Source organism: Mycobacterium sp. 852002-51152_SCH6134967, assembly GCF_001667105.1.
GTDB lineage: Bacteria > Actinomycetota > Actinomycetes > Mycobacteriales > Mycobacteriaceae > Mycobacterium > Mycobacterium neumannii_A.
Genome location: NZ_LZIK01000016.1, coordinates 160855 through 172794, shown reverse-complemented (window position 1 = coordinate 172794; position 11940 = coordinate 160855). Strand labels below are relative to the sequence as shown.

Annotated in this window: 12 protein-coding genes; 5 read left to right on the top strand and 7 right to left on the bottom strand. The window is 68.5% G+C overall.

Translation table 11 applies throughout. The features are described from left to right. Nucleotides 1-3: 3 nt before the first annotated feature. On the bottom strand, nucleotides 4-1548 hold the full coding sequence (locus tag A5790_RS05430) for a glycerol-3-phosphate dehydrogenase/oxidase (RefSeq protein WP_066841748.1): 1545 nt from the start codon (nucleotides 1546-1548) through the stop codon (nucleotides 4-6). Then, nucleotides 1545-2123, bottom strand: coding sequence for a TetR/AcrR family transcriptional regulator (locus A5790_RS05425; RefSeq protein WP_066841747.1), 579 nt, complete (start codon nucleotides 2121-2123; stop codon nucleotides 1545-1547). Before A5790_RS05425 ends, A5790_RS05430 begins: the two co-directional genes overlap by 4 nt. Nucleotides 2124-2182: 59 nt before the next feature. Between A5790_RS05425 and A5790_RS05420 the strand changes: the two genes are divergently transcribed. Continuing rightward, nucleotides 2183-3763, top strand: a complete 1581-nt coding sequence (locus A5790_RS05420) for an FAD-binding oxidoreductase (RefSeq protein ID WP_066841746.1) — start codon at nucleotides 2183-2185, stop codon at nucleotides 3761-3763. Further along, nucleotides 3760-4677: a diacylglycerol kinase gene (locus A5790_RS05415; RefSeq protein ID WP_066841745.1), complete on the top strand. Its 918-nt coding sequence runs from the start codon at nucleotides 3760-3762 to the stop codon at nucleotides 4675-4677. The genes A5790_RS05420 and A5790_RS05415 overlap by 4 nt, the downstream gene beginning before the upstream one ends. A 115-nt stretch (nucleotides 4678-4792) precedes the next feature. On the opposite strand, the gene A5790_RS05410 is transcribed toward A5790_RS05415, so the two are convergent. The 4 genes from A5790_RS05410 to A5790_RS05395 all read right to left on the bottom strand — a co-directional run bounded on the left by A5790_RS05410 (nucleotide 4793) and on the right by A5790_RS05395 (nucleotide 8178). Next, a complete protein-coding gene (locus A5790_RS05410) occupies nucleotides 4793-5305 on the bottom strand; it encodes a DUF3145 domain-containing protein (protein ID WP_066841821.1) in 513 nt (170 codons plus the stop codon). A 110-nt stretch (nucleotides 5306-5415) separates the two neighbouring features. Next, nucleotides 5416-6240 (bottom strand): serine hydrolase, encoded by an 825-nt coding sequence (locus tag A5790_RS05405; protein WP_066841744.1) that lies wholly within the window; start codon nucleotides 6238-6240, stop codon nucleotides 5416-5418. 10 nt (nucleotides 6241-6250) lie between these two features. Beyond that, nucleotides 6251-7327, bottom strand: coding sequence for a class I SAM-dependent methyltransferase (locus A5790_RS05400; protein WP_066841743.1), 1077 nt, complete (start codon nucleotides 7325-7327; stop codon nucleotides 6251-6253). A gap of 71 nt (nucleotides 7328-7398) precedes the next feature. Beyond that, the gene (locus tag A5790_RS05395) at nucleotides 7399-8178 is read right to left on the bottom strand and encodes a dioxygenase (RefSeq protein ID WP_066841742.1); all 780 of its coding nucleotides are present in this window, start codon (nucleotides 8176-8178) and stop codon (nucleotides 7399-7401) included. Between the two features lie 36 nt (nucleotides 8179-8214). Between A5790_RS05395 and A5790_RS05390 the strand changes: the two genes are divergently transcribed. Together A5790_RS05390 and A5790_RS05385 are read left to right on the top strand one after the other, a co-directional pair. Next, nucleotides 8215-9303, top strand: a complete 1089-nt coding sequence (locus A5790_RS05390) for an S-(hydroxymethyl)mycothiol dehydrogenase (protein WP_066841741.1) — start codon at nucleotides 8215-8217, stop codon at nucleotides 9301-9303. A gap of 28 nt (nucleotides 9304-9331) precedes the next feature. Further along, nucleotides 9332-9961: an MBL fold metallo-hydrolase gene (locus A5790_RS05385; RefSeq protein WP_064418369.1), complete on the top strand. Its 630-nt coding sequence runs from the start codon at nucleotides 9332-9334 to the stop codon at nucleotides 9959-9961. A gap of 7 nt (nucleotides 9962-9968) precedes the next feature. On the opposite strand, the gene A5790_RS05380 is transcribed toward A5790_RS05385, so the two are convergent. Next, on the bottom strand, nucleotides 9969-10712 hold the full coding sequence (locus A5790_RS05380) for an SHOCT domain-containing protein (protein WP_066841820.1): 744 nt from the start codon (nucleotides 10710-10712) through the stop codon (nucleotides 9969-9971). A 136-nt stretch (nucleotides 10713-10848) separates the two neighbouring features. On the opposite strand from A5790_RS05380, the gene A5790_RS05375 reads away from it, so the two are divergent. Beyond that, nucleotides 10849-11937, top strand: a complete 1089-nt coding sequence (locus A5790_RS05375) for an SAM-dependent methyltransferase (protein ID WP_066841740.1) — start codon at nucleotides 10849-10851, stop codon at nucleotides 11935-11937. Nucleotides 11938-11940 lie beyond the last annotated feature (3 nt).

Here is an 11940-nt window from a genome sequence, read left to right as displayed (position 1 = left end):
AGGCTACCGTTCGCGCGCTGACACCAAGAACTCGTCGGCTACCGCCAGCACCCGTTCGCGGTCGGCCTCGACCAGGCCGATGCGGGTGCGGCGGTCGACAATGTCGTCGACGGTCAGCGCGCCCTCATGGGTCACCGCGTACTCGAATTCCGCACGGATGACGTCGATCCCCTCGGCGACCGCTTCCGTAGGCCGCTCGCACGCGGCGGCGGCGATGACATTCGGCGCCTCGGCGCCGAAGCGGGCCACCAGTGAACCCGGCATCTCCGTCGGGTGACGCAGCGTGGCAACCGGATTCGACGGCGCCCCGACAAGCGGCAGGTTACGGGTGCGGCAGTCGGTCGCGGTCAGCCCGCGCCACTCGATCGCCCGGTCCAGCACATCCTCGGCCATGAAGCGGTACTCGGTCAGCTTGCCGCCGATGACGCTGATGACGCCCGAGGGTGATTCGACGACCGCGTGTTCGCGTGAGACGTCGGCGGTGCGGCCCGCGCCGGTGTCGATCAGCGGACGCAGACCCGCGTAGGCGCCGATCACGTCGGACGGGCTCAACGCGACATCCAGGGCGGTGTTCACCGTGTCGAGCAGGAACGAGACCTCCTCGGGCGCGGGTTCGGGCACGTCGGGGACCGGGCCTGGGGCGTCCTCGTCGGTGAGCCCGAGGTACACCCGGCCCAACTGCTCGGGCATCGCGAACACGAAGCGGTTGATCTCGCCGGGTATCGGAATAGTCAGCGCTGCAACCGGATTGCCGAATACCGCAGCGTCGAACACCAGATGCGTTCCGCGGCTGGGCCGCAGCTTGATCGAGGAATCCACCTCGCCCGCCCACACCCCGGAGGCGTTGATCACCGCCCGCGCGGCGACGTCGAACGACTCGCCGGTGAGCTGATCGGTCAGCCGCACCGAGGTGCCGGTCGCGTGCGACGCCGCCACCCGCGTCAACACCCGGGCACCGTGCTGGGCCGCCGTTCGCGCCACCGCGGTGACCAGGCGGGCGTCGTCGATCAACTGTCCGTCATACGCCAGGAACGCGCCGTCGAGACCGTCGCGGCGCACGGTCGGCGCCAGCTCAACGGCCCGGCGCGCGTCGACCCGCCGGGAGCGGGGCAGCACCGAGGCCGGCGTGCCCGCCAGCTTGCGGAGGCCATCGCCCGCGGCGAAGCCGAAACGCACCAGCGCCCGCGACGCGGTGTTCATGGACGGAAGCAGCGGAACCAGCTGCGCCATCGCCGAGACCAAGTGAGGTGCGTTGCGCGTCATCAGGATTCCGCGTTCGACCGCGCTGCGACGGGCGATGCCGACGTTGCCTGTCGCCAGATATCGCAGCCCGCCGTGAACCAGCTTGGAGCTCCACCGGCTGGTGCCGAACGCCAGGTCGTGCTTCTCCACCAGCACGACGCTCAGACCGCGGGTCGCCGCGTCCAGCGCGATGCCCGTTCCGGTGATGCCGCCGCCGATGACGATGACGTCGACGCGCTCGCCGTCGGCCAGCGCCGCCAGTTCGGCGCTGCGGCGCGCGGAATTCAGAGCCGTCGAGCCGGTCACAGTGCCAGATACCCGTCGAGGGCGTGCGCCAACTCGGCGTCGAGCGCATCGGTGTCCAACAGCTTCTCGACCATCTGCGCGGACTGGATCGCCGACTGGGTGATCAGCAGGCACATCGCGGCCAGCTGGCGCGCATCACCGGCACGTACGCTGCCGTCGTCCTGGGCGAGCTTGATGGCGTGGGTCAACGCGTCGATGAGGATCATCTGGCTGGTCCCGAGCCGGTTGGCGATGTAGACCATCGCGAATTCCGGTGCATCCCGCAGCACCGACATGATGATCTCGTCGTTCCGCAGATGCCGGGCCACGTCGACGACCCGCTGCACCAGCGCTCTGCGGTCAGAACCGCTGTCGGGCACTTTGTCCAGCACACCTGCGATGCGCTCGGTCATCAGCGCCGCGAGGACCCCGTTCGTATCGGACCACCTGCGATAGATGGTCGGGCGGCTCATGCGCGCACGCCGGGCGATGTCGGTCAGCGTGACCCGCTTGACCCCCACCGCGAGCACGCAGGCCGCCGCGGCATCGATGATGCGCGCCTCGACCGTCGAGTCATCGTTACGGATTGACGACATGTGTAATACTGTAACGCATGACGCGTCCGGATGCTCACTCGACCGCTCTCCTGCCCCCGATGAAGTGGAACGCCTGGGGTGACCCCGCCGAGGCGAAACCGTTGTCAGACGGCATCCGGACGCTGCTCGAACAGGCGCTCGGCGTAGAGACGTCGACCACCCAAGAACTCGAACCCGAACAGGTGCGACTGCGCCCGTCGGCGCTGACCGACGAGGACCGCGACGCACTCACCGGCATCGTCGGACGGGACTACTGCCGCGTCGACGATCAGGGCCGTCTGCTCCGGGCCGGCGGCAAGTCGACGCTGGACCTGCTGCGTCGCCGCGATCCCGGTGAGCAGGACGCGCCGGACGCGGTGGTGCTGCCGGGCACCGAAGAGGAGATCGCCGCGATCCTGCACCTGTGCGGAGAGCGTCGCATCGCCGTCGTCCCATTCGGCGGCGGCACCAGCGTCGTCGGCGGCCTGGATCCGATTCGCGGCGACTTCCGCGCGGCGATCTCCCTGGACCTGCGCCGATTCGACGAACTGCACTTCCTCGACGAGGTGTCCGGAGAAGCCGAACTCGGCGCAGGAGTGACCGGACCGGACGCCGAACGCCTGCTGGGCGCGCGCGGCTTCTCGCTCGGCCACTTCCCGCAGAGTTTCCAGTTCGCGACCATCGGCGGGTTCGCCGCGACGCGGTCGTCGGGCCAGGACTCGGCGGGCTACGGCCGGTTCAACGACATGGTGCGCGGTCTGCGCGCGGTTACACCGGTCGGCGTGTTGGACCTCGGCCGCGCACCGGAGTCGGCGGCCGGACCTGACCTGCGACAACTGCTGATCGGATCGGAGGGCGTGCTCGGGGTCATCACCCGCGTGCGGGTACGGGTGCATCCGGTCCCGACAGCCACCCGCTACGAGGCGTGGTCGTTCCCCGACTTCGCCACGGGTGCCGACGCGCTGCGCACAGTCGTGCAGACCGGGACAGGACCGACGGTGATCCGGCTGTCCGACGAGGCCGAGACCGGAGTGAACCTGGCGACCACCGACAGCATCGGCGAAAAGCAGATCACCGGAGGCTGCCTGGCGATCACGATGTTCGAGGGCACCGAAGCCCATGTCGCCAGCAGACATTCCGAGACGCGCGCGGTGCTCGAGGCCGCGGGCGGCACCTCGCTGGGTGAAGAACCCGCACGCGCATGGGAGCACGGCCGGTTCAACGCGCCGTATCTGCGTGACTCGCTGCTCTCAGCAGGCGCGCTGTGCGAGACGCTCGAAACGGCGACGAACTGGTCGAACGTACCTGCGCTCAAGGCCGCCGTCACCGAGGCGCTGACGAACGCGCTGACCGAAACCGGCACGCCGTCGCTGGTGCTGTGCCACATTTCGCATGTGTATCCCACCGGCGCGTCGCTGTACTTCACGGTCGTCGCCGGGCAGCGGGGCAACCCGATCGAGCAGTGGCGCAAGGCGAAAGCCGCGGCGTCGGAGGCAATGATGCGCACCGGGGCCACCATCACCCACCACCACGCCGTCGGCGCCGACCACCTGCCGTGGATGCGTGACGAGGTCGGCGATCTCGGCGTCGCGATCCTGCGCGCGGTCAAGGACACGCTCGACCCGGCGGGAATCCTCAACCCGGGCAAGTTGATCCCATGACGATCGACGGTCGCGTCACGATGCTGACGAACCCCGCGTCGGGGCACGGCAGCGCACCACACGCGGCCGAACGCGCTGTCGCGCAATTCCATCGGCGCGGCATGGACGTCGTCGCGATCGCGGGCACCAGCGCCGAGCATGCACGCAAACTCGTCGAGGGCGCGCTTGAACGCGGGATGGACGCGCTCGTCGTCGTCGGTGGCGACGGCATCATTTCCCTTGCGCTGCAAGTTCTTGCGCAGACCGACATCCCGTTGGGCATCATTCCGGCGGGCACCGGCAACGACCACGCACGCGAATTCGACATTCCCACCCGTAATCCCGAAGCCGCCGCCGACGTCGTTGTCGACGGCCTGACCGGCGGGGTCGCCCGGACCATCGACCTCGGACGGATCCGCGGGGCCGACGGCACCGACAAGTGGTTCGGCACCGTGATGGCCGCGGGTTTCGACTCGCTGGTGACCGACCGGACCAACCGGATGCGCTGGCCCCACGGCCGCATGCGATACAACCTCGCGATGATCGCCGAACTGTCGAAGCTGCGACTGCTGCCGTTTCGGATGTCGTTCGACGGCGAGGAGGTGACAACGGAGTTGACGCTCGCCGCATTCGGTAACACCCGCAGCTACGGCGGCGGCATGCGGATCTGCCCCGGCGCCGACCCGACCGACGGCCTGCTCGACGTCACGATGGTGGCCTCGGCGTCGCGCAGCCGGCTGATCCGGTTGTTCCCCACCGTGTTCAAGGGCACCCACGTCGACCTCGACGAGGTCAGCACCGCACGGGCCAAGACGATCACGGTGGACTCCCCCGGCATCAACGCCTACGCCGACGGCGAGTACATGTGCCCGTTACCGGTCGAGGTGTCGGCGGTGCCCGGCGCGCTCAAGATCCTGACGCCGCGCCGAAAGTGAAAACTACGACGGAAAACCGGCGAAAAGCGTCGCCGGATGCACAATCGGCGTCGTCGGCTACCCGACTCCCTGCCTGATGTCGTCGGCTACCCGACTCCCTGCCTGATGTCGTCGGCTACCCGACTCCGCGGCTAAGCCAGCTGACCTCCGCGCCCGCACCACCGTCGCGGTACGGCTCCAGGGCCTCGTCCCATGCCGTGCCCAGCACGGAGTCCAGTTCGGCGGCCAGCGTGTCGGCGCCGGCGGCCATCATCGCCCGCAGCCGCATCTCGCCGACGATCACATCGCCGTTGGCGCTCATCGACCCGCTCCACAGTCCGAGCTGCGGCGTGTGGCACCAGCGATGGCCGTCGACCCCGGGGCTGGGGTCCTCGGTCACCTCGAAGCGCAGCACCGACCACGAGCGCAGCGCACTGGCCAACGCGCCACCCGTCCCGACCGGGCCGACCCAGTTGGTGACGGCACGCAGCTGTCCCGGCATGGCCGGTTGCGGGGTCCACTTGAGGTTCGCCCTCGACTGAAGGGTCGACGACAACGCCCACTCGACATGCGGGCACACCGCAGCGGGTGACGCGTGGATGTAGACCACGCCCGTCGTCGCTTCGGCGAACTGGTTCGACGCACGCATTTGCCACTCCTTCGGCTCCACGAGGGACGTCTTCCCCAAGCGGCCTCTGAAACCGAAAAATTACAGCTGTGTCGTGCGTGTCTATTGTGCCTTGTGAGGCGCCTGTTGCGCTAGTCTGCGGCAAATTCTCTCAGGACTTCGTCAGACAAGGCCCGCCACAGCTTGTACGCCCACTCGCCGAAATTGCGGTCGGTGAGCACGACGAGCGCCAGATCGGCGTCCGGATCGACCCACAAAAACGTCCCTGACTGGCCAAAATGCCCGAACGAGCGCTCGGAGTTCGCCTCGCCCGTCCAATGCGGCGACTTGCCGCCGCGGATCTCGAAGCCCAGCCCCCAGTCGTTGGGCCGCTGCACACCGAACCCAGGCAGCACCCCGTCCAGGCCAGGAAACTGCACCGAGATCGCCTCGCTATGCAGTTGCGCGGAGACCGTCGCCGGCCGCAGCAAGTCCGCGGCGAAGGCCGCCAGATCGGCGACCGTCGACGTCGCGCCGTACCCCGCGGCTGCCGCACCGCCGTCGAGCACGCTGTCGGTCATGCCCAGCGGTTCGAACACCGCCTCGGTCAGATACCGGTCGAACGCGATGCCCGTCGCCTTCTCGAGCGTCTCGGCGAGCACCCCGAACCCGTAGTTCGAGTAGACGCGCCGCGTCCCCGGCTCGGCCATCGTCTCCGACGAGCGCATCGAGTAACCAGACGCGTGCGCCAACAGGTGACGCACGGTCGCCCCAGGCGGGCCCGCCTCGGTGTCGAGTTCGACGGCGCCCTCCTCGATACCGACCTGCACCGCTCGTGCGGCCAGCGGCTTGGTCACCGACGCCAACTCGAATCGCCGCCGCTGCTCGCCCTGCTCGGCCACCACCCCGGACGGTCCGACCACGGCGGCCGCGGCGTTGGGCACCGGCCAGTCGTCCATAAGATCCAGCGCGCTCATCGCGCCGAGCCTACTTGCGCGCGATGTAGTAGTTGTTGATCGGATCGGTCTCGATCTCGCGCACCTGGACGTCGCTGAAGCCCGCGTCGGCGAGCATCGACGCGGCGAGTTGATGGCCCCAGCAGGTACCCAACCCCGCGCCGTCGAGGCCGAGCGACACCGTCATGCAGTGCATCGTTGAGACCGTGTAGAGATACGTGGACAGCGGAACGCCGACGTTGTCCTCCAGCCGGCTCGAGGCCTTGACGTCGACCATGAGCAGGCAGCCGCCCGGGCGCAGTGCACGATAGATGTTCGCCAGCACGGCCGCCGGTGCGGCTTGGTCATGAATGGCATCGAAAACCGTTATCACATCGTAACTTTCGGACATATCGAGTGCCGCGACGTCTGCTGCGACGAAGTTGGCGTTGGCCAGGCCCAGCCGGGCGGCCTCGGCGCGCCCCACGCCGAGACCCTCGTCGCTGAAGTCGATTCCGGTGAACCGGCTGGCCGGGAACGCCTGGGCCATCACGTTGATCGCGTGCCCGCTGCCGCAACCGATGTCGGCGACATCGGCCCCGTCGCGCAACAGCTGCGGCAATCCCTCTGCCAACGGCAGGATGACGTCGACGAGCGCGGCGTCGAACACCTCTCCGCTCTGCTCGGCCATCACCGTGTGGAACCGCGGGTACTCGCTGTAGGACAACCCTCCGCCGGAGCGGAAGCAGCCGATGATCTTCTGCTCGACCTCGCCGAGCAGCGAGATGAACTGCGCCAACCGCGCGACGTTGTCCGGGCCGGCGGCCCGGGTGAGCACTGCGCCCCGGTGCTGCGGCAGCCAGTAGGCGCCCGTCGCGGGGTCATAGTCGACCACCCCCGCCGTGACCACACCGCCCAGCCACTCCCGCACATAGCGTTCGTTGAGTCCCGCGGCCGCGGCCAGCTGAGCGCTGGTGGCCGGGGCCGAACCGGCCATGGTGTCCCACAACCCGGTCTGGTGGCCGATCGACAACAGCAGGACGAGGCTGGCGTTGTCGATCGCGGACACCATCCGCGCGGCGAAATCCTCGGTCGTGTCCGGGGCTGGGCTGTGGTCGATATCGGTCATAGCGGTTTCCCTCCGGCGTGTTGAACTGATGTCCATTGCACAACGGAGTCCCGCGCCGGGCGGTTCAACGGCTAAATCAATTCGATCGATCTCTTGGCCAACCCCATCCAGTAGCCGTCGATCACCTGCCGTGCCGGCTGCGAGGGATCGCCGGCGGCGCCGAGCGCGACGAACAGCGGCGCCCAGTGCTCGATGGTGGGATGCGCGTACGGCATGCCCGGCGCCCGGTGCCGGAAGTCGATCAAGGCGTCGACGTCGCCTGCGGCGAACCTCTCGGCCGCCCACATGTCGAACTCCACCGACCAGTCCGGCGGCGTCGCGTTCGGCGTCCAATCGTCGAGGAATGGCAGCCCGTGGGTGGTGAATCCGGAACCGATAATCAGCACACCCTCGTCGCGCAGCGGGCGCAACCGCTCGCCGAGACGCAGCAGCGCGCGGGGGTCCAGGGTCGGCATCGAGATCTGCAGCACCGGGATGTCGGCGTCGGGGTACATCACCGTCAGCGGGACGTAGGCGCCGTGGTCGAGCCGGCGGTCGGGGTGATGGCGCACCGGGCCGTCGCCTGTTAGCAGAGACTCGACCCGCGCGGCGAGGTCGACGGCGCCGGGGGCGTCGTAGGTCGTCCGGTAGTAGCGCTGTGGAAAGCCCCAGAAATCGTAGGTCAGTGGCGTCTCGGTCGACGTGGAGCCGATCGTCAAGGGTGCGGATTCCCAGTGCGCCGACACGACGAGGATGGCCGCCGGACGCGGCAATTCACCCGCCCATGCCGCCAGCTGACGCACCCACAGCTCGTCATCGACGAGCGGGGGCGCACCGTGGGAGAGGAACAGCGCGGGAAGCGAATCAGCCATATGCCCAGTGTTGCCCGCAGCCGATAGGTTGTACTCATGAGTCAAACGGTGCGCGGAGTGATCTCACGAAAGAAGGACGAACCAGTCGAGGTCGTGGACATCGTGATTCCCGACCCGGGTCCGGGTGAGGTGGTGGTCGACGTCACCGCGTGCGGGGTCTGCCACACCGACCTGACGTATCGGGAGGGCGGCATCAACGACGAATTCCCGTTCCTGCTGGGCCACGAGGCCGCCGGCACCGTCGAATCCGTCGGCGAAGGCGTCACCAACGTCGAACCCGGTGACTTCGTGATCCTGAACTGGCGCGCGGTGTGCGGCCAGTGCCGGGCCTGCAAGCGCGGCCGCCCGCACCTGTGCTTCGACACCCACAACGCCGCGCAGAAGATGACGCTGACCGACGGCACCGAGTTGACCCCGGCGCTGGGCATCGGCGCATTCGCGGACAAGACCCTCGTGCACGAGGGGCAGTGCACCAAGGTCGATCCGGCCGCCGACCCCGCCGCGGCCGGCCTGCTCGGCTGCGGCGTGATGGCCGGCCTGGGCGCCGCGGTCAACACCGGCGCGGTCAGCCGCGACGACACCGTGGCGGTGATCGGCTGCGGCGGGGTCGGCGACGCCGCCATCGCCGGGGCCGCCCTGGTCGGCGCCAAGCGCATCATCGCCGTCGACACCGACAACAAGAAGCTCGAGTGGGCACGCGACTTCGGCGCCACCCACACCATCAACGCCCGCGAACTGGACCCCGTGGAGACCATCGCCGACCTCACCGACGGCTTTGGCGCCGACGTGGTGATCGACGCGGTCGGGCGACCGGAGACCTGGAAGCAGGCGTTCTACGCGCGCGACCTGGCGGGAACCGTTGTCCTGGTCGGGGTTCCGACCCCGGACATGACGCTGGAGATGCCGCTGATCGACTTCTTCTCGCGCGGGGGCGCACTGAAGTCCTCGTGGTACGGCGACTGCCTGCCCGAACGCGACTTCCCCACCCTGATCAGCCTGTACCTGCAGGGGCGGCTACCGCTGGACAAGTTCGTCACCGAACGCATCGGCATCGACGACGTCGAAGAGGCCTTCCACAAGATGCACGGCGGCTCCGAGGTGCTGCGCTCGGTGGTGATCTTGTGAGGAATGCTCGCGCGAAGAACGGAGAATCATGAACGGCGGACCGATCGGCCGGGTGGTCACCCACGGCACCTTCGAACTCGACGGCGGCAGTTGGGAAGTCGACAACAACATCTGGATCGTCGGCGACGACTCCGAGGTGGTGGTGTTCGACGCGGCCCATGACGCGGGACCGATCGTCAACGCGGTCGGCGGTCGGCATGTGGTCGCAGTCGTGTGCACTCACGGGCACAACGACCATGTGACGGTGGCGCCCGAACTGGGTCAGGCGCTCGACGCTCCGGTGCTGATGCACCCGGCCGACGACATGCTGTGGCGAATGACGCACCCGGACAGCGACTTCCGCACCGTCGCCGACGGCGACACCCTGCGGGTCGCCGGGACCGAGCTTCGCGCCTTGCACACGCCCGGCCACTCGCCGGGTTCGGTGTGCTGGCACGCGCCCGAGTTGAACGCGGTGTTCTCCGGCGACACCCTCTTCCAGGGCGGGCCTGGGGCGACAGGGCGGTCGTTCTCTGACTTCCCCACCATCCTCGAGTCGATCTCCGGCCGGCTGGGGAAGCTGCCCGACCACACGGTCGTCTACACCGGGCATGGCGACTCCACGACCATCGGCGACGAACTCGTCAACTACGACGAGTGGGTGGCCCGCGGCAGTTGAACTGCGGCTAGTCCCCCAGGATGCGTCGTTTCTCCGCCTCGAACTCGGCCTCGGTCAGCGCACCCGAATCCCGAAGAGCGGCCAACTGCTTGAGCTGTTCGAGGCGTGCGCCCCGGTCGTCGGGTTGATACGCCGACGCGGGCGTCGAGACCGCCCGAAGCGTCGGCGGTGCTTCGGCGTTGATGATCTCGTGCGGCGCCAGCGGGCGCGCCGCCTTGGCCGCGCGGCCCGACCAGATCAGGGCGCCGATGAGCGCGATTACCCCCAGTGCGGCCAACCCACCGCACAGCCACGCCAGCCAGCCGTACGAACTGCCGTGGCCGAAGGACAGGCGGGGGTTGATGTATCCGTTCACGCTGCCGTCGGCCGAGACTCGATAGGTGCCGGGCTCGGCGACCTGGACCACCCAGATCCGCACGTGGGTGTCGCTGTTCACGGTGGTTGTCCCGCCGATACTTTCGGTCACCTCGGGATCCGCCGCACCCTCGGGCGCATCGATGTTGATGCTGAGCGCGGGGATCGGGAAGCCACTGGCGGGTTGTCCGGTGGTCACGGTGTGGAAGCTGACGGTTACCTCGCCCGCGGGCAACTCGATGTTTCCGGATCCCGGAATCGGCACCTCGCCGTATGCGTCGAAATCGTCGAGGACGAACGTGTTGAGCACCAAGGTGACGATGAAACCGACGACGGCGGTCACGAGGGTCAACACGGACACGACGACGGCGACGCGCGGTCCGACCCTTCCGCTCATGGGCAGAGTTTGGCACGGCAGGCTGCGCGCGGCGCGGTGTTGCACTGGATACGTCGACCTCCGTCGGCGGCGACGGCCCACGGGGACTACGGTCGGATGGGACCGAACCTGTTGTCCGCACGTCACGGAGGTCGCGATGCCCGAGTCCAGCATCGTCGTGCGGCCCGAGCCGATGGAGAGCGGGTCGTACACCGCCGGTTCGCGTCTGCAGGCCGCGGGACTGCAGGGAGCCATCAAGCTCTTCGAGGAAGCGGCCGCGGCCGTTCCGATCCCGAGGCCTCCGCAGCCGTTCGTCATCGCCGACTACGGCGCGTCGACCGGCCACAACTCGCTTCTGCCCATCTGCGCGGCAATCGCGGTGGTGCGCAAGCGGACCCGCACTGATCACCCCACCTTGGTCGTGCACACCGACGTACCGGATAACGACTTCACCGCGCTGTTCCGCACCCTGGCCGAGGATCCGGACACCTATCTGAGCAAGGACTCGGCGGCCTTCGCCTCCGCGATCGGGCGGTCGTTCTACTCGCAGATCATGCCGTCGAGCAGCGTGATCCTCGGCTGGAGTTCGTGGGCCATCCATTGGCTCAGCCGTGTCCCCGCGCCGATCCCCGACCATGTCCATGTGGCCTACAGCCGCGACGAGACCGTGCGCGCGGCGTACGCCAGGCAGGCCGCCACCGACTGGCACGAGTTCATCGCCTTCCGCGGTCGGGAGCTGCGCCGCGGTGGTCGTCTCGTCGTGATGACGACGGCGGTCGACGACAACGGTGAGGTGGGGTACCGCAAGGTGCTCGGCGCGCTGGTCGATGCGATCGACGAGTTGGCCGCCGACGGCTTGCTGACGGCCGACGAGGTGCACCGAATGGGTATCCCGATCGTCGGCCGACGGGAACAGGATTTCCTGGCGCCGTTCGCCCCGAAGGGCCGCTTCGAACAACTCGAGATCGAACATCTCGAGATCTTCGACGCCGGGGACCGCTTCTGGCAGCAGTACCAAGTCGACGGCAACGCAACCACTTTCGGGGCGCAATGGGCGTCGTTCGCCAGGGCGGCGGTGTTCCCGATGCTGGCGACCGCACTCGAGGGCGGCGCCGCCGATCCGCGGACGGCCCAGTTCTTCGATCGCCTGGAGGCAGGCCTGGCCGCCCGGCTCGCCGCGGCCCCCGAGAAGAGTCAGATCCCGATGGCACACCTGGTATTGACCAAGAAGCCGAGGAACCCCTGAGCC